The sequence below is a fragment of the Brevibacterium marinum genome, assembly GCF_011927955.1.
In the GTDB taxonomy this organism is placed as follows: Bacteria; Actinomycetota; Actinomycetes; order Actinomycetales; family Brevibacteriaceae; genus Brevibacterium; species Brevibacterium marinum.
In genome coordinates this window covers 3240271-3257883 of the sequence record NZ_JAATJN010000001.1, presented here as the reverse complement: position 1 = coordinate 3257883, position 17613 = coordinate 3240271, and the positions used below count along the sequence as shown (strand labels likewise).

Genomic DNA, 17613 nt, shown 5'->3' with positions numbered 1-17613 from the left:
CTGGAACTGGTGGAGGCCCGGCAGTCAGGCACTGTCGGTGCTGTGCTGTACTGATGTCACCTCGGCGTCGAAGCGTCCTTGAGCGACACGGATGTGGACACCGGCGCCGGTGCTGACGTCGGCCGAGTCTCTGATGGCATGACCGTCATCGCTTTGGACCACGGCATAACCACGTTCAAGGGTGCGCAGGGGAGAGAGCGAGCGGGCCTGCGACCGCAGATGGTTGATCTCGGTCTGTCCCTGCATGACGTGTGTGGTGGTGGCCTGGAGGCTGCGGCGCCGGATCAGACGGAGCTGATCCTCGTGTGCGGCCACCATGGTCTGGGGTTCGGCGAGGACGGGGCGTGATCTCACTGCGGTGAGCATTTCCTGCTCCCGGTCGATGATCCGATTGACGGCGGCCTCGAGCTCCGCGCGTGCACGCAGCACGTTCATCGACTCTTCGGCGACATCGGGCACGATGCGCTTGGCAGCGTCTGTGGGTGTCGAGGCCCGCATGTCCGCGACCTCATCGAGGATCGGACGGTCGGCTTCGTGCCCGATTGCGGAGACGACGGCTGTGTTGGCCTCGGAAACGGCTCTCACCAGTGCCTCATTGGAGAACGGCAGCAGGTCCTCCATGCTGCCGCCGCCTCGGGCGATGACGATGAGGTCGATCTGCGGATCGTCGTCGAGCTCGGCCAGTTTCTTCATCACCCCAGGAACGGCATCCGGCCCTTGGACCGCGCAATTGCGGATCTCGAAATCGGCGGCCGGCCAACGCAGGTGGACGTTGCGCACGACGTCCTTCTGCGCGTCGGAGTCCCTGCCGGTGATGAGTCCGATGCGGTTGGGCAGGAACGGCAGGCGCTTCTTGCGGCCGGGATCGAACAGACCCTCCGCACCGAGTTGCTTCTTCAGCCGTTCGAGCCGGGCGAGGAGTTCGCCGAGGCCGACAGCGCGGATATCGTTGGCGCGCATGGTCAGGCGCCCGGTCTTCGCCCAGAAATCAGCCTTGAGATTGGCCACGACATGGCTGCCTTCGGACAATGGCGCACCGGTGCGCTCGAGGACGTTCTTCCAGATCTGAACCGGCAGCGACATCTCGACGTCGGAGTCGCGCAGGGTCAGATAGCTTGCCTTGCCACGATGATTGAGCTCGACGACCTGGCCTTCGATCCAGACGCTCGACATGCGATCGATATAGGATTTCATCTTGCTCGACAGCAGGCTCAGGGGCCACGGGTTCTCCGCAGTCGTCTCCGCTGCCGTCGGGGCCAGCTCCTGAGCATCGACCGCTTCGCCGAGGGTCCCGGGAGTGCCGGAAATTCGTTGCGCCATGTTGTGTCCCCTTCCAAACCACCACCTTAACGAACGGTGGTGACATAGCATCTCATCGCCTCGCAGGTGCGTCGAACCCCAAAACTGTGCTGTGGAATGCTTCACCTTTCTAGCCGTCGTCGAGGTCTTCGGCCTAAACTGGGCCTGTGACTGCCGTATCTGTTCCCACGCCCACGATTCCGCGCAAACGTGTTGCTCCGGAGGACATCCGGACGCCCGAGGACGCTGACCAGAAGGTGCTTCTGGCCGCCCCGCGCGGATACTGCGCCGGTGTCGATCGCGCAGTGATCGCCGTCGAGCGCGCTCTCGAGCACTACGGTGCTCCCGTCTATGTGCGCAAGGAGATTGTGCACAACCGGCATGTTGTCGACACTCTGTCCGAGCGCGGTGCCGTGTTCGTCAACGAGACGGATGAAGTCCCTGAAGGCGCTCGTGTCGTGTTCTCCGCACACGGCGTGTCCCCGGCCGTCCACGCCGAGGCGGCCGCGCGTGAGCTCTCCACGATCGACGCCACCTGTCCCTTGGTGACGAAGGTCCATCGCGAGGCCGTTCGCTTCGCCCGTGACGGCTACCGGATCCTTCTCGTGGGTCACGCCGGACACGAAGAGGTCGAAGGCACGATGGGTGAGGCACCCGACGACATCACACTGATCCAGAACCCGGAGGAAGCGAAGACCGTCGAAATCGACGAGGCAGAGAGCCTGGTCTGGATCTCGCAGACAACGTTGAGCGTCGACGAAACGATGGCCACGGTCGACATTCTGCGTCAGCGATTCCCACACCTGCAGGACCCTCCGAGCGATGACATCTGCTATGCCACTTCGAACCGCCAGGCGGCTGTGAAGGAGATCGCTCCGCAGTCCGATCTGGTTCTGGTCGTGGGCTCGGCGAATTCGTCGAACTCCGTGCGTCTGGTCGAAGTTGCTCTGGAGCACGGAGCCAAGGACGCTCATCGTGTCGACTTTGCGCGTGAGGTCGATGAAACCTGGTTCCACGAAGTCTCGACGGTCGGGGTGACCTCCGGAGCCAGCGTGCCCGACGGGCTGGTCCAGGACCTCCTGCAACTGCTGGCCGATTATGGATTCGGGAGCGTCGAGGAAGTCGTCACAGCGGAGGAGGACGTCATCTTCTCCATGCCGAGTCAGCTGCGCAAGGACCTCAAAGCCGCAGGCAAGAAGACGTCGAACAAGCGCGATGGTGCCGATCGGAATCACGACCTCGTCTAGCGCGTGTCCTGTAAGTGTCATCTGAGGCGGAGGACGAGGCTGGCGATGATGATCTCACTGGTGTAATAAGCGGCACGTTTGGCATAACGAGTCGCCAGGTCACGGAACTGCTTGAACCGGTTGAAGCACCTCTCAACCAGGTTCCGACGCTTGTATTCCTCCCGGTCGAAGGCAGGTGGGCGGCCACCGGCCGGGCCTTTCGCCTGACGACGGCCGATCTGATCCGACCGCTCCGGACAGGTGAACCTCACTCTCTTTGCCCGCATCGCCGCTCTGGTCGACGGGTGCGAATACGCCTTATCGGCCAGTACCGCATCCGGGACAGTGCGTGCCCGGCCCGGACCTTGGCGGCGAACACTGATCTTGTTCAGCAACGGCAGCAGTTGCGGGTTGTCTCCGACTTGGCCGTCGGTGAGGATGATGCTCAGCGGTATCCCCGCTCCATCAACGGCCAGGTGGATCTTCGAGGTCAGTCCTCCGCGGGATCGGCCGAGGCATTCTCCGGCCACAGCGAGGGCCTCGACCGGATCAGTGCAGCCCCCTTTTTCCGGGCACCAGCCGCGTGCTGGTGTGCCCGAACGGAGGTCGAGTCCACTGACAGCACCCACTCGAGGTCGCCGGTAGCGTCGTCCTTGACGACGGCTTCGTCGAGGATCTTTGCCCAGGTGCCGTTCATGGTCCAGATCCTCAACCGCTCGTGACAGGTCTTCCACGGCCCGTACCTGTCGGGGACATCTCGCCACGGTGCTCCGGTGCGCAGTTTCCACAGGATTCCATTGATCACCTGGCGGTGGTCGCGCCACCTGCGGCCTCTACCGTTGGCCGGTAGCAGTGGAGCGATGGCCTCCCATGCCTTGTCCGTGAGTTCTCCGCGTCCAACCATGTCCTCTAGGTGAGCAGAAATCAGGACCCATGAATAGCAGCCACGCCGCCGGTCCGAACACTTACAGGACACGCGCTAGGCGGTGCCCGTATGGCGCCCTCTCAGATCGGTCGGGCTCTCCGACGTGAAGGGATCCTGACCCGCGGAGGACGGTCGTATGAGCTCTTCTGCGCTGACCCCGCGACTGCGCGAATCCAATTGCGCAACCGCATCGAGTTCGGTGTCGACGATCCCCGTGGACGGGAATTTTCGCGCAGTGACGAGGAATCGTGACTCCAAAGAGGCGACGAATCGATTGTAGTCGTCGACAGACCGGTCGAGACTCGACCCCATTCGCGTCACATGACTGACCAGAGTGCCGATGCGTTCGTAGAGTTCTGTGCCGAGCCTGAGGACTTCAGTGGCAGACGTGCTCATATCCGCCTGCCGCCAATTGAGGGCTACCGTCTTGAGCAGAACGAGAAGAGTCGCCGGGGAAGCGAGGACGACGTTCTTGCCCAAAGCATGGTCGATCATCTTCGGGTAGGTGGCCGCCGCCGACGACAGCAGTCCGTCCGTGGGCACGAAGCAGACCACGAAGTCCGGAGCCGCTTCGAACGACTTCCAATATTCCTTGGATGCGAGGGAGTCGACATGGCGCAGCAGTGCGCGAGCATGATCCTCGTCGGTGGCGTCAGCAGATTCCATCCGCGCCGACAGTGGAGTCTTGGCATCGATGATGATCGTCCCGCCGCCGGGCAGATTGACCGTCATATCCGGACGGTGACTCCTGCCGTCTCGGGTGCTGCTGACCTGAGTGTCGAAGTCGACGTGGGGGAGGAGCCCTGAGTATTCGACGATGCGTCGCAGCTGAACCTCGCCCCAGTCTCCTCGCTGAGTCGTCGAGTTGAGCGCACCGGCCAGTGAGCCCGTCTGCTCCTGCAGGCGGAGATTCTGTTGGCTGAGCTGACCGATCTGTGTGTTGAGGCGGGTGATCTGCTCCAGCTGTGTGCGGTCCTGGTCCTGAAGATTCTCCTGGAGGTGGTTGACGCTTGCGGCCAATGGCCCGATGGCGGCCGTGATCTCACCGGCCATCTGCGCATCGGCTTCCAGATCCTCGGTCCTGTCGGTGAGAATGCGAGACGTGGTTTCTGCGCGGGTGAGTCGCTCGATATAGCGGGAACGGGTGAGTGCACGCCCGAGGAGGAAGCCGAGGGCGGCGCTGATGACGATCGCCAGAATGAAGCCGGTGATGAGTCCTGCGGCGGGGAAAGAAATCATGACCCAAGCGTGACAGACGGCACTGACGTAGAGAATGTTAAAGACAGATTTCCGGTGTGACCCGGGCACTGACTGCCCCACCAATGTGGTGTCCTTCTCGTGATCAGTCCACCGGAGACTCTGTCACCCACCGAAGAGAACCAGCCGGTGGGGACATGACCTCATAGGAGCGTGACTCCGCGACCACGGAGTCTCGTCTACGTCCTGTCTGCCCGACCGACTGGCCCTCGCCCCACCAGTCCAATGGAAGAGGCAGACACCATCATGACAGCACCACGACCGAATGTGTACGCAGGCATCGACACCCACCAGAACACGAACCACGTCGGCATCATCAACGAAGTCGGCAAGAAACTCGGTGATCAGGAGTTCCCCACCACCGGCATCGGCTATCAGTCACTGCTCGACTTCGTCCTCACCTTCGGCACCATCATCGCCATCGGCATCGAAGGCACCGCCTCCTACGGGGCCGGAATCACCGCCTACCTGCGCACCCACAACATCACCGTCAAAGAAGTCATCCGCCCCAACAGGCAGACCCGACGCGGCGGGAAGTCCGACCCCATCGACGCCTATTCCGCGGCGAAGACCGTCGCTGCCGACGCCGATGACCTCCCAGTCCCGAAACTCCTCGGCGGAGCCATCGACGGCATCCGCATGCTGTTGAAGGCCCGGACGACGGCGATCAAGGCTCGCACGGCCGCCACCACGCAGATCATCCATTTCCTCACCACCGCGCCCGCTGCCGTCCGGGAGCAGTACGCCGGACTCAACAGTGATGACCTCCACGCGGCTCTCCTCGCAACCCCACCGGCAGCAGATGACCATCTCGAAATCGTCCTGCACCGACTGGCTCGTCGTATCGAGTTCCTCACCGACGAGATCGACACCGCTTACGACCAGCTCGCCGCCCTCACCAAGGACATCGCTCCAGCACTGGCAGCGGCCAAGGGCATCGGCCCGGTCTCCGCTGCGAAGCTATTGGTCACTGCGGGAGAGAACCCGGAGCGGATCACGTCGAAGGCCGCGTTCGCGGCACTCTGTGGGGCCAGCCCTTTGCAGGCATCATCGGGCAAGACGAACCGGCACAGACTCAACCGGGGTGGTGACCGACAAGCAAACAGTGCGCTCTACGACATCGTGAAAGTCCGAATGGCCCGCGATCCACGCACCAAAAGGTATGTGGCGCGTCGGACAGCAGAGGGGAAGTCGAAGAAAGAGATCATGCGGTGTTTGAAGCGTTACGTCGCCAACGAGGTGTATTCCCTGATCACCAACCCACCAGCCGTGCCTGCTATTGACGATCTACGACCTTTTCGGCAATCGAAGAAGATGACTCTCAAAACCGTTGCCGAGCATTTCAGCACATGGGTCATCACGATCTCACGACTCGAACGCGGGCTGGCTCGCAATGACGAATTCGCCGATGAGTACCGCAAATACCTGCTCGAATCCGTTTGACATCTATAGGAGCATCATGCCAATTCGAGGACCACCTCGGCGGCGGGATAGACTTGGCTACCGTGGCTCTAACTATCGGAATCGTGGGACTGCCCAACGTCGGCAAGTCGACCATGTTTAATGCATTGACCAAGAATCAAGTTCTCTCTGCGAACTACCCGTTCGCGACGATCGAACCGAACGTAGGCGTCGTGCCGCTGCCCGACGCGCGACTGACTCGGCTGGCGGAGCTCTTCAACTCCGAACGCATCCTCAACGCAACCGTCGACTTCGTCGATATCGCGGGAATCGTCCGCGGCGCCTCCGAAGGCGAGGGGTTGGGGAATCAGTTCCTCGCCAATATCCGAGAGGCAGACGCGATCTGCCAGGTCATCCGCGGATTCGTCGATGACGATGTCGTCCATGTCGACGGCAAGATCAGTCCTGCCGACGACATCGGCACGATCAACACCGAACTCATCCTCGCCGATCTTCAGACCCTGGAGAAAGCACGACCGAGGATCGAGAAAGAGGTCAAAGGCAAGCGTGCCCCTGCCGAGCAGCTGACCGCGATCGACTCAGCCGTCGAGATTCTCGAGGGCGGGAAGACCCTCTATCAGGCGATGCAGGCCGACGACTTCGACGTCACTGCGCTGCACGAACTTCAGCTGATGACCGTCAAGCCCTTCCTCTATGTCTTCAACGTCGACGACGATGTCCTCGCTGATGAGGAGAAGAAGGCTCAGATGCGCGACCTGGTGGCGCCCGTCGAAGCGATCTTCCTCGATGCCAAATTCGAATCGGAGCTCGCCGAGCTCGACGAAGAGGAGGCCCGTGAGATGTTGGAATCGACCGGCCAGGAGGAAGCGGGCCTGGACCAGTTGGCCCGGGTCGGGTTCGACACCTTGGGACTGCAGACCTACCTGACCGCCGGCCCCAAGGAATCCCGGGCGTGGACGATTCCGAAGGGCGCAACTGCCCCCGAGGCGGCCGGCGTCATCCACACCGACTTCCAGAAGGGCTTCATCAAGGCAGAGGTCGTCTCCTTCGAAGACCTGGATGTCAATGGCACCATGGCTGCCGCCAAATCCGCCGGCAAGGTCCGGATGGAAGGCAAAGAGTATGTGATGGTCGACGGCGACGTGGTGGAGTTCCGGTTCAATGTGTAAGTAGCTGGGACTTGCTCCAGGGGCCGGCGTTCCCGGTTCATGGATTCGCGACAAATGCTCGTCCTTGGTGTATCGAGAAGAATGTGTCGGGATGCCGTCGCATTGGATCTGAGCAAGATCGGTCGGGTGCGGGACCCACAAGTCTGGGCATACTGGTCAGGTGAACAAGGTTAGAAGCGGGCGTGACCGGATCCGACAGTTACTCGACGTGGTGCTTGCTGACCACGAGGGTGAAAGTGCCGTCCTTGGCCAGATGGCCGGATCGTCGTACTCCTCGCCGTTCCATTTCACACGTCAAGTGCGCAGCGCGGCGGGGGAGTCGCCCGTGGCGATCCGGCGGCGAGTGTTGTTGGAGCGAGCTGCCTGGGAGTTGCGGCGCGGAAGCTCCGTGACGGACACAGCGTTCTCGGCAGGATACGACTCGGCCGATGGGTTCTCGCGTGCGTTCTCCCGTGCGTTCGGGTGTGCTCCGAGTGCGTGGCCGACCCAGGGCGAACGGACGCACTGGTTGCCCGCACCGAACGGCATCCATTTCCATTCTCCGACGGTGCTCTATATCGACGCCGAGGAGGAACAGTTCGCAGGCGACGTGGTGGCGTTGATGATCCGGCACGATCTGGACGACACCGACGATTTGCTCGCGGCCGCGACGTCTGTCGACGACCAGGAATACCGGCGCGTACGGATGCCAGGACATCAGGTTCTGTCGTGGGTAGGGACGGAGACCACGCTCGCTGACGTACTCCGTCATCTCGCACTTGACAAGCTTCCATGGCTTGCCAGCATTGACGGCGAGGACTCGCCGGACCTCGGAGGCAGGGACGACGCGGTGACGTTACGTCGACGACATGACGAGATCGCCGCCCGGTGGCTCGCGACGACCCGAGCGATCGAACGCCGCGGCGCCTGGGGTGACCGGGTGATCGACGCGCTGTGCGACCCGCCTGAGTCCTTCTTGTTCTCTCAGATCGTCGCACATGTCCTCACGTTCTCGGCACACCGACGCCAAATCGTCCGCTGGATGCTGACGCAGTCCGGAACTGATGTCAATCATCTCGATCCCGACCCGATCATATGGCACCGCCACATGTCAGGAGGCCTGTAATGACAAACACAAATCGCTACCGCTACTACACCGCCACCACCTTGGACGGCTTCCTGGCCGACGAGCACGACTCGCTCGCCTGGCTGTTCAAACAGGATATCGACGTAGACGGCCCAGGCAGCGCCGACGCCCTCATAGCGGACGTCGGTGCGCAGGTAATGGGAGCGACGACCTATCGGTGGGTGCTCGAGAACCATCCTGATTGGTTGCCGCAGATGCCGACCTTCGTATTCACCCACCGTGGCCTGAAACCAGCGAACGAGCATGTCATATTCCTCGCCGGGGAACCGACTGATCATCGTGCGGCCATCGAGGAGGCTGCTGGCGAAAAGGACGTGTGGATGATGGGCGGCGGCAATCTGGCCGGGTCCTTCGCATCCGCCGGGATGCTGGACGAAATCAAGGTCTCCATTGCGCCAGTGATGCTCGGCTCAGGGAGACCGCTGTTCGATGGAGCATTCGATCTCTCATTACGGAACTGCGAGCGCAATCGGGACTTCTTGACGGCCACTTTTGATGTAGTCGGCCCACTGGGATCCCGCTGAGCGAAGCAGGGAGAGCCGCTCGCTGAGGCTGTTCAGCTGCAGAACGTAGTGGAGTTCAGATTCTCGGTACGACATGACTGCCCCCATGGTGCGACCAATCGTCTGACCGAAGAGGTCCTTACATCATGTCCATCAGTAACAGCAAGGTGTGCACAACCATGTTGCCGCTGATCGAGTGCGTGAACGAGGACCATGTCGCCGTCGAGGTCTACGACCTTGAATGGCAGATGAAGCACGGAGCGCAGGGTCCGTGGTCGCGGCGCATCACCGACGATCGATGGCTGGTGTACCTGTGGACGTCGATGGTCTCGTGATCCTGCAGGCGCACTACCACTGCTGAGTGAGATTGCCCCACGTGTGGGCATGTGGTGGAATTCCAGTTTAACGTCTAGCGTTATTGACGACTCGCGTTATATGCTGGTTTCGTGATCAGATCGTTCGGGAGCAAGGACACTGAACGCATCTGGCATGAGCAGTACGTCAAGCGCGTCGATCGGACGGTGCAGCGGGTGACCATGCGGAAGCTCGGGCTGATCCATGCGGCCAAGGATGTGGAGGATCTTCGGATTCCTCCGGGGAACCGGTTGGAACGGCTGGTGGGCGACCGTCGCGGCCAGCACCGCATCCGGGTGAACGCGCAATGGCGTTTCTGCTTCGTCTGGAGAGAGGGAGGTGCAGACAATGTCGAACTCGTCGACTACCCCTGAGGCCGACCTGATCGAGCCGATCCACCCGGGAGAGATCCTGATGGAGGATTTCATAGAGGGCTTCGCGATCACGCAGAACAAGCTGGCCGTGTCCATCGACGTGCCGCCGCGGCGGATCAACGAGATCGTGCACGGCAAGCGCGGTATCACCGCGGACACAGCGATCCGTCTGGCACGGTACTTCGGGACGTCCGAGGAATTCTGGATGAACCTGCAGTCGAACTATGAGCTGCGGCTCGAGCGCCGGGCGCTACGCGACAAGGTCGCCGCGATCACGCCGTTGAGCGTCGGGTGAAAGCTGCGCCCCCGGCATTGCGCCGGCTTCGTCGTGCTGATGCGCCCTCCGTTCTCGCTGCCTTCATGTCTAACCCCGACATGGCTCGCCAGGGCGACGTGTCAACGCTAGCTGAGGCTGAGCGCTATGTGAGCCGCTTGGTGAAGTCGGACTCGCGCCACGATGCGTGGGCCATCGTTGCCGACCACGCGCTGGTCGGCCTGGTGTGCGTGAGTGTTGACGACGAGAATCGCAGCGGCTGGTTCTGGTATTGGATGACCGATGCCGCTCGCGGACGCGGATGGACCGCCGCGGCTGCGGCCACCATCGCTCGGTGGGCGCTGACGACAGGCGAGCTGGCGCGCCTGGAACTCGGTCATCGGGTGAACAACCCAGCATCTGGAGCGGTAGCGAGGCGTGCGGGGTTCGTGAAAGAGGGAACCGAGCGCGAGAAGTTCCTCGTGGGCGGGCAGCGGATCGACGTGGACACCTACGGGAGGCTGAGATCCGATCCTTCACCATCGTTGGATCCCATCCCGATGATCGACGGGTAACTGTGGGGTCAGATGGCCCTACGCGCCGAAACTCGGTTGAATTCTGGTTTAACGTATAGCGGTCGGAGCGGGGAGGGGCTCCGGAACCGCCAGTTCCGGACCCCGGCGTCGTTGCTGCTGCGCTCGCGTCACCCAGCGGTCGTCATCTCCTCTCACTCGATGGCACGGCCAGCAGTATGTTGTCCCCTGCGAAACTGCGCCCTCGCGATGCTGAGATAGAACGGCGCGGGGAATGGCGGCCTGGACCCCCTGACGACTGACTTCCTTGCCGCCCGCAGCCAGTCAGTCTCACAACTGACTCCGGTAAAGAAGACGTACATCGTGCTGCGGTCTTCGTCGGTGTCGCCGTATTGGGCCGAGGGGCCCACAACGCCGTTGGCGTACCAGTCCGCGGCGGCGGAATCGACCTCGAGGATCGGGAGGGGTTCGTGTGACCAATCTGTCCGGTTGCCTGACGGAACCTGCGATGAGAGCCACCACAAGCCCTGGGTTGGGAAGGCGGATGCGCCGGAGAGGTTGCCGCTGCGGCAGGTCACCATCTCGTATCCATCGGTACTCGGATTCACGACAGCATCGAAGTATCCCTCGTCTGTGGAGAACAGCACCCGGGGCGGGCTCCAGTTGGTTATACCGTCCTCGCTTTCGACGTAACGGATCTGGTAGATCGGGGGCGTCCTCTTACCGGCCACTCGGGGTGTGGTTGCGTACCACATTCGCCACTTGCCTTGGAGATAGCGCACCTTCGGCTCGAGCACGCTCGCAAACTCGGAGGTGCCGACGAGAACCGGCCGCGGGTACCGTACCCAGCCTCGTGGAGTCTTTTCGAGGACGCCGATAGAAATCGGTTTGCTGTTGTCGATGATGCTCGGCGAGTTTCGTCCCGCGTAGTAGATGCGCTCGCAAGCATAGAATTGTCCGGAGTCATCCACCCCGGTGCCGATGGCGTAGCTTGGTGTGTGGAGACCGGTGGCATCCCAACTTCCTCGCCGGGGCTGAGCCACCAACGGAGCTGCACGTCGGGGTTTGTTCTTCTGGGTGGTGATCGCCCATTGGTCGCTGCTCAGCGGTGCACCTGCGGGCAGACTCGCACTGAACAGATTGTTCTTGAACCCGGTGTGGAAACCACCGAAGAACATCCACCATCGGTCGCCGATCTTCTGTACATCTGGGTCGCCGATACCAAGCAGGTTGGTGATCGGAGCGAAGCGTTCCCTCATGTCGAACAGCTTCCTCGGATTCGGCTCGATTGACTCGTCCAGGATCAGACTTTGCGCGGTTCCGTCAGAGTCCGGGGACATATGCTTCGGTTTCCTTTCACGGCGGAACTATCCGGACGGTCATCGATGTCCACATGGTATACGTTTCCGCGTTTCGTTTCGGGCACGAGTATGCCGTTACTCGGAAACGGAGTGAGTTGTCTCAGTCACCGGCCCTGATCGGGCATCGATGATCGGTTCGATGGCTGGTGTGCCCAGGTGAGGGCGGCGTTTCGGTTTGCACGCAGCACGTGAGTCGACCCCGTACTGGAGGCAAATGAAACAGCACGGTCGTCCACCGTGTCGAATCGATCTTCGCGGAGCACTGCGCGGCTCAGCGGTCCGCGCGGCGTGGAGCACCTCCCACAGCGCACTCCTGCATGACTGACCAGCGTGCCAGAGGCAACGCCGAGGATCTCGGACTGGTTCTCCGCTGTTGTATGTCGAATGCGGCTCAGGCCACTGCGTTATAGTGACCACTGCCGTCAGCATATGATCGCAACGACGAGATCTGATGTGGGTGGAGAGTCAACCTGGAAGATCGAAAGTTGAGGATTGAAGATGGCCGACAGCGAGAGTTCGTTACGGCATTCGGAACGAGGCGGCGTCGCGAAAGCATTCCGCGTAGTGGTGCTCATCCTCGCGCTTGGGCTGGGCGTGATTGCCGCGATCATCGGTCTCGCATCGCTCCTTCCCGGGCTTGGGCCTCTCAGCACAGGTGCGGCCAAGTTGGCGCCCACCGTGGCGCCGATAGTGGCTCTGGTGGGGCTGATCGTGCTCCTCGTCGGAATCCTCGCTGTGCGCAGGGGGCGTCGGCGCACCGGTGCAATCGCAACAGTGCTCGGCGGTATCGGCGCGGTCGCGAACATCGCTGTGGTCGTAGTTCTCGTCAGCGCCATTACCTCGGCCGGTGGCTCGGTGAATCTGTTCACCGCGACGTTCGGGCTGTCCGCAATAGACGCGGCTGCGCCCGACCGTCAGGAGGTGTACGAGAAGACGAGCTCGGGGGATGACCTCTCCCTGTCGATCTATGAACCGGCGGAGGCGAAAGGCCCGGCACCGACGATCATGTTCGTCCACGGTGGCGGTTGGATCGCGGGCGAACCAAACGCAGCGAGCTCAGAGCTTCGCACACTCGCGGACCACGGCTACGTGGTCGTGTCGGTCGAGTACGAACTTGCCACCAAGGAAAACGCGACCTGGCAGAAGGCGCCCTCCCAGGTTGCGTGCGCAGCGACCTGGATTCAGGCCCATGCCGACACGCTCGGTGCCGATATGGAGCGTCTCGCATTTTGGGGTGAGAGTTCCGGCAGCAACATGGTTGCCAACACCGCCGGTGCCGCAGCGGAGGGCACCGCCGAATCGTCGTGCGGGGGGAAAGTTCCCGCCCCGTCTGCAATTGTCGCCGACTACCCCGCGTTCGACGTGAGGAGCCTCTACGAGAACGCACCTGCAGGTCCGGGTGCGGGAACGGGTACCCGCATCTTCGCGACCAGTTACACGGGCGGCACCCCCGAGGAATTCCCGAAACGTTACGCCACAGTGAATTCCGCCACGCACCTCACTGCTTCCGCCCCGCCGACGCTTATGATGACCGCGATGCGTGATGACGTCATCACGCCCGCTGACCAGTTCGCATGGGCCGACGCGGCCCGAGGCCGCGGAGCCGACGTCCAGACGGTGCAGATTCCGCTCGCGAACCACGCCTACACGCAGGCAGCGAAGAACTCCCTCGGCAGCCAGGGACACCTCAGCATCGCAGAGGCATACCTATCCGAACGACTTCGATAACCACGCGGCAGCGGCTCGACGAGCACCTCGTCAATCGAGCGATGCCGTCGGCGGACCGCCCCGGGTCGGAGTCGGCGAGACCGCCGGTGAGCATGTCCGGGACGCGGCTGAGGTCTGCTGCCTGCAGTGCTATCGTGCCGTATGACCACTATCAGAGCCAACGGCGTCGACCTCGGTGTTGAGAGCTTCGGCCGCGAAGAAGATCCTCTCGTATTGCTCACGGGCGGAACCACGATGTTGTCATGGCCCGATTCGCTGTGCAGACGAGTGGCCGGGGGCGGCCGGAGAGTCGTTCGCTACGACCTGCGCGACTCTGGGGAATCGTCCACCGGTGACCCGGAGGATCCGACTTACAATCTTCGTGACCTCGCCGATGACGCTTCGAAACTCATCTGCGCGCTCGGTTCGGAGACCGCTCACCTCGGTGGGGTCGGAGTCGGGGGAATGGCCGCCCAGGTTGCGGCACTTGATCACCCGGAGGTCGTATCGGCACTGACGCTGGTGAGCACCAGGCCGGTCGCGCCGGGCCCAGTCGACGATGACCTGCCGGACCACGACCAGTCGGCGATGTCGGCCGTGCTCTCGCGCCCACAACCGGACTGGACCGACCGTCGAGCCGTCGCCCAATATGCCGCCGAGGGCGCGACCACTCTGGGCAACGATCCCGAACAGGCGAGAGCCACCGCCGCTCGGATCTGGGACCGAACCCCAACGCCGGAGACTTCGGTCCACCAGGCGAATCAGCTGGGCAAGGTCTTCTCTCGGATCGACTGTTCACCCCGCTGGCGAGAGCGCCTCGGCGACCTGCGCATACCAAGTCTGGTCATCCACGGTCGAGCCGACCCGTTCTTTCCCGTCGGCAATGGTGAGGTGCTTGCCGCAGAGATCCCTGACGCGCAGCTGCTGATCCAAGAGGGTATGGGAACGCAGATGCCGGAAAGGGCGACCGAAGACATCGCGACTGCAATGCTTCGCCTCTGAGCAGGTGAACGTCACAGACATCTGAGCGTGAAAGGAATCCATTGCGCGTCCTGCTTCCCGAATCGATCATCCCTGTCTATCTCAGGGTCACACGGGCCAATCGTCCGTTTATGACCGCAGAAGGTGCCCGTCAGCGTATCGGTGAGCGCTTTCTTCGGCCCGCCTCTTACGCTCCGCCCTCGAGACTGCAGGGTGTGCGTGTGGATCGTCGGCTGCCCGGCCCGAAGGGGTGGCCGGTCTATGATGTTGAACCTTCGACTCCGGCAGCCCACGGGACGCGGTCGGAGGCCGTCGTAGTCTATGTCCACGGCGGAGGCTGGGTCAACGAGATCGCACCTCAGCACTGGACGCTCATCGCCCGCATCGCTCGAGAGACCGATCAACGCGTCATCGTACCGATCTACCCGCTGCTGCCCTTCGGCACGGCTCGCGGAGCACGCGACGGCGTCATCGACCTGATTCGCACAGAACTCGGCTGCGGCCATCAGGTGCGGCTGGCAGGAGATTCCGCCGGCGGCCAGATCTCGCTTTCTGCGACCCTGCAGCTGCGAGACGAAGGCGTGCAGCTGCCGGCCACGACCCTGCTGTCGCCTGCCTTGGATCTGACCTGGACGAATCCGCAGATCGATGTCGTTCAACCCTACGACCCTTGGCTGGGCCGTCCCGGCGGTCGGTTTCTGGCCCAAGAATGGCGCGGTGAAGATGACCTGGACGATCCGGTCGTCAGCCCGCTGTTCGGCGAGATGGGAGGCCTCGGTCCGCTGACGATTCTCACCGGCACACGTGACGTGCTCAACCCCGACGCACATGTGCTGCGGGGCAGAGCCCACGACGCGGACGTATCAGTGGCGTGGCACGAAGGAGAGGGCCAGCTGCACGTCTACGCCCTCCTGCCGACGAAAGCAGGAGACCAGGCAGCGAGCACCATGGTCGATAGCCTGAGACCGAGCACCTGACGATCAGCCGACGAACCCGTATGCGGACAGAGCACGTACGGGGCAGAGGCCCTAACCGGTGACGGCACCTGCGGCATAGGCGGCCTGACCGACGTGCACGGCTGCATCGTCGATGATTGAGGTCAGTCGCACTCCGCGTGTGACCGGGGGAGACCAGTTCTCGTCGATGATCTCGCCGAGGTCGTTCTCCGACAGCTCACTGACGTAGCGCACCAGAGAGCCCAGCGTGGTTTCCAGGTAGTCGACGAGCAGACGCTGATCATCAACCTGGATCGCGGCCGCCTCCTCGGGCGTGTGACCGAGGCCGACGGTGTCGCCGAGCTGTCCCAATCCGAACCGGTCTCTGAAGCTCTCCCACAGCGCTTCGTCACCGGTGAGGTCGGACAGTTGTGCGTCGACCTCGCGTCCACTGTGCCACAGCAGCCAGGCAACCGAATTGGGGTGCTCGCCGGGATGGGCGTTGAGCTGTTCGGGTGTGAGCGCGGGAAGGCGCTTGGCTGCCTCGACAGGCCGCTGCGCCAGATCGGTGAGTATCTCAATGCTGTTCATATGGCCCATTGTGCTCTTCGTTGCCACTCATGTCATTCGTCGTCACCTCACGCGACATCACTCGCCTTACCCGAATGAAAACGTCAGTCCGGTCGAGGTCGTCGCCGATTCTGTTTGATCTCGGATCGCCGCCGCTCGGCTCTGACTCTCCGGCGCCGGGAGTTGCGTGAGGGTGTGGTCGCTTTGCGCTCCACTGGTGGAGCCAGTGCGCCTCGGAGGAGTTCGGCGATACGCGCTCTGGCGGCATTGCGATTCCTCAGCTGAGAGCGCTGTTGGTCCGAACTGACCGTGAGCACGGTACCGGAGAGCCTGGCGGCAAGTCGTGCGATGACTCGCTGTCGCTGGACCTCGTTCAGCACCGTCGTCGATCCGAGGTCGATGCTCAGCTGCACTCGCGAGTCGGAGGTGTTGACATGTTGTCCCCCGGGGCCCGAGGAGCGTGAGAACTGTTCGGACAGTTCGCTGCCCGGCACGACGAGCCCATGGGGTATCCCAGGTCCGGCAGGCACACGCAGGTCATCCACGAAATACGTCTCCTCAGCTGCAGATCAGCGGTCGTGGCCGGAGACCATCCGGTTGAGAGAGTCGACGAAGGCGCGAGCGTGCTTTTCCGCGTCGTACCCCATGCGAATGCGTCTGCCGTCGCGAGAACTGACGATGACCTTGCCGAAGAACATGTTCACCTTCAGGCTCGCGCCCGAGACATCGCCGGCGGCGATCTCGTCGAGTCTGCTCCAGAACCCGAACACGCCCCTGCGAAGAAGCAGGACGCGCCGATCGGTTGCCAGTATCAAGGGGTCGACCCACGTCCATCCGTTGCCCTCGAGTGCGAGATGAACGACTTCGTCCTTGTCGAGGAAGCGGTCGATGACCACTTTGAATGCGCTCAGAGGAGCAGGTTTCTCCCGCTGTCGGCTGAGTGCGGCAAGCAGAGTGGAGGCAGGTTCGGTCGAATCGCGCATGATCTCATTCTAGGGTCCGCATTCCTCGCGCAGTCGCGGCTCAACCTGTTTCTCAGGCCGGATACCGCACTTATCGGCGTAGAAGGTGCGGATTCGATCCATATCGGCGGAGAGGTCACCGGTGATGTCGATCGTCGGCCCGAGCCCAGTGGTCATCGTGGTCCGATCGACATAGCCGAGTGTCACCGGCATGCCGGTCTTCTGAGCAATCCGATAGAAGCCGGACTTCCAATGGGTGTGGCCACCGCGGGTGCCATCGGGGGTGACGACGAGGCCGAAGACTTCACCGGCATGGACACGGTCGATCACCTCGGCGACAATGCGGCTGGGGTCGGTTCTGTCGACAGGAATGCCGCCGAGCCCGCGCATGATCGGGCCGCGCCAACCCTCGAACAGGCTGTGTTTGCCCAGCCAATGCACCTCGATGCGCTGACTCCAGGCGATCGCGAGCATGAGTGCGAAGTCCCAGTTGGACGTATGAGGGGCACCGATGAGCACGGTGGGGCGGTTCGGGGCGGGTTGGGTGACCAACTTCCACCGTCCGAATGCCCAAAACGCGCGGGCAGCAAGGCGTCGAAGCATACTGACTACGTTAGACGACGATGGCGGCGATCGTGCACAGGGGGAATGGCAGC

The 17613-nt window shown here is 62.5% G+C and carries 19 protein-coding genes and 2 pseudogenes; 13 read left to right on the top strand and 8 right to left on the bottom strand.

Annotated features, from left to right (window positions below):
- Positions 1–24: 24 nt before the first annotated feature.
- On the bottom strand, positions 25–1320 hold the full coding sequence (gene xseA / locus BKA07_RS14580) for an exodeoxyribonuclease VII large subunit (protein WP_167951526.1): 1296 nt from the start codon (positions 1318–1320) through the stop codon (positions 25–27).
- A gap of 146 nt (positions 1321–1466) precedes the next feature.
- On the opposite strand from xseA, the gene BKA07_RS14575 reads away from it, so the two are divergent.
- On the top strand, positions 1467–2546 hold the full coding sequence (locus tag BKA07_RS14575) for a 4-hydroxy-3-methylbut-2-enyl diphosphate reductase (protein ID WP_167951525.1): 1080 nt from the start codon (positions 1467–1469) through the stop codon (positions 2544–2546).
- Between the two features lie 17 nt (positions 2547–2563).
- Here the strand turns inward: BKA07_RS14575 and BKA07_RS14570 are convergent.
- A pseudogene (locus BKA07_RS14570) lies at positions 2564–3429 on the bottom strand (IS5 family transposase).
- A gap of 75 nt (positions 3430–3504) precedes the next feature.
- Positions 3505–4689: a DNA recombination protein RmuC gene (locus BKA07_RS14565; protein WP_167951524.1), complete on the bottom strand. Its 1185-nt coding sequence runs from the start codon at positions 4687–4689 to the stop codon at positions 3505–3507.
- A gap of 264 nt (positions 4690–4953) precedes the next feature.
- On the opposite strand from BKA07_RS14565, the gene BKA07_RS14560 reads away from it, so the two are divergent.
- From BKA07_RS14560 to BKA07_RS14525, 9 genes and pseudogenes are all read left to right on the top strand, one after another.
- Positions 4954–6150 (top strand): IS110 family RNA-guided transposase, encoded by a 1197-nt coding sequence (locus BKA07_RS14560; protein WP_167951523.1) that lies wholly within the window; start codon positions 4954–4956, stop codon positions 6148–6150.
- Positions 6151–6212: 62 nt separating this feature from the next.
- Complete coding sequence (gene ychF, locus BKA07_RS14555) at positions 6213–7298, top strand: redox-regulated ATPase YchF (RefSeq protein WP_167951522.1); 1086 nt, start codon at positions 6213–6215, stop codon at positions 7296–7298.
- A gap of 253 nt (positions 7299–7551) precedes the next feature.
- Positions 7552–7719: pseudogene (locus tag BKA07_RS19835) on the top strand (helix-turn-helix domain-containing protein); the annotation flags it as partial.
- Between the two features lie 126 nt (positions 7720–7845).
- Complete coding sequence (locus tag BKA07_RS14550) at positions 7846–8403, top strand: DinB family protein (RefSeq protein ID WP_342449153.1); 558 nt, start codon at positions 7846–7848, stop codon at positions 8401–8403.
- Positions 8403–8948 (top strand): dihydrofolate reductase family protein, encoded by a 546-nt coding sequence (locus tag BKA07_RS14545; protein ID WP_167951520.1) that lies wholly within the window; start codon positions 8403–8405, stop codon positions 8946–8948. Before BKA07_RS14550 ends, BKA07_RS14545 begins: the two co-directional genes overlap by 1 nt.
- Positions 8949–9106: 158 nt before the next feature.
- Entirely contained in the window at positions 9107–9262 is a 156-nt protein-coding gene (locus BKA07_RS14540; RefSeq protein WP_167951519.1) for a hypothetical protein, read from the top strand.
- Between the two features lie 111 nt (positions 9263–9373).
- Positions 9374–9655: a type II toxin-antitoxin system RelE/ParE family toxin gene (locus BKA07_RS14535; RefSeq protein WP_167951518.1), complete on the top strand. Its 282-nt coding sequence runs from the start codon at positions 9374–9376 to the stop codon at positions 9653–9655.
- Entirely contained in the window at positions 9630–9950 is a 321-nt protein-coding gene (locus tag BKA07_RS14530; RefSeq protein ID WP_167951517.1) for a HigA family addiction module antitoxin, read from the top strand. Before BKA07_RS14535 ends, BKA07_RS14530 begins: the two co-directional genes overlap by 26 nt.
- Entirely contained in the window at positions 9947–10483 is a 537-nt protein-coding gene (locus BKA07_RS14525; protein ID WP_167951516.1) for a GNAT family N-acetyltransferase, read from the top strand. The genes BKA07_RS14530 and BKA07_RS14525 overlap by 4 nt, the downstream gene beginning before the upstream one ends.
- Positions 10484–10635: 152 nt before the next feature.
- Here BKA07_RS14525 and BKA07_RS14520 read toward each other — a convergent pair whose 3' ends face one another.
- Positions 10636–11700 carry a hypothetical protein gene (locus tag BKA07_RS14520; RefSeq protein ID WP_167951515.1) on the bottom strand — a complete coding sequence of 355 codons (1065 nt, stop codon included), beginning with the start codon at positions 11698–11700 and terminating at the stop codon, positions 10636–10638.
- Positions 11701–12300: 600 nt separating this feature from the next.
- On the opposite strand from BKA07_RS14520, the gene BKA07_RS14515 reads away from it, so the two are divergent.
- From BKA07_RS14515 to BKA07_RS14505, 3 genes are all read left to right on the top strand, one after another.
- Complete coding sequence (locus BKA07_RS14515; protein ID WP_167951514.1) at positions 12301–13530, top strand: alpha/beta hydrolase; 1230 nt, start codon at positions 12301–12303, stop codon at positions 13528–13530.
- Positions 13531–13671: 141 nt separating this feature from the next.
- A complete protein-coding gene (locus tag BKA07_RS14510) occupies positions 13672–14511 on the top strand; it encodes an alpha/beta fold hydrolase (RefSeq protein WP_167951513.1) in 840 nt (279 codons plus the stop codon).
- Between the two features lie 194 nt (positions 14512–14705).
- Positions 14706–15467: an alpha/beta hydrolase fold domain-containing protein gene (locus tag BKA07_RS14505; RefSeq protein ID WP_342449083.1), complete on the top strand. Its 762-nt coding sequence runs from the start codon at positions 14706–14708 to the stop codon at positions 15465–15467.
- Between the two features lie 51 nt (positions 15468–15518).
- Here BKA07_RS14505 and BKA07_RS14500 read toward each other — a convergent pair whose 3' ends face one another.
- From BKA07_RS14500 to BKA07_RS14485, 4 genes are all read right to left on the bottom strand, one after another.
- Positions 15519–16016 carry a mycothiol transferase gene (locus BKA07_RS14500; RefSeq protein WP_167951511.1) on the bottom strand — a complete coding sequence of 166 codons (498 nt, stop codon included), beginning with the start codon at positions 16014–16016 and terminating at the stop codon, positions 15519–15521.
- 83 nt (positions 16017–16099) lie between these two features.
- Positions 16100–16540: an alternative ribosome rescue aminoacyl-tRNA hydrolase ArfB gene (arfB, locus tag BKA07_RS14495; RefSeq protein WP_167951510.1), complete on the bottom strand. Its 441-nt coding sequence runs from the start codon at positions 16538–16540 to the stop codon at positions 16100–16102.
- A 24-nt stretch (positions 16541–16564) separates the two neighbouring features.
- Entirely contained in the window at positions 16565–16978 is a 414-nt protein-coding gene (locus BKA07_RS14490; RefSeq protein WP_167951509.1) for a PH domain-containing protein, read from the bottom strand.
- A 9-nt stretch (positions 16979–16987) separates the two neighbouring features.
- On the bottom strand, positions 16988–17560 hold the full coding sequence (locus BKA07_RS14485) for a 1-acyl-sn-glycerol-3-phosphate acyltransferase (RefSeq protein ID WP_167951508.1): 573 nt from the start codon (positions 17558–17560) through the stop codon (positions 16988–16990).
- Positions 17561–17613: the final 53 nt, after the last annotated feature.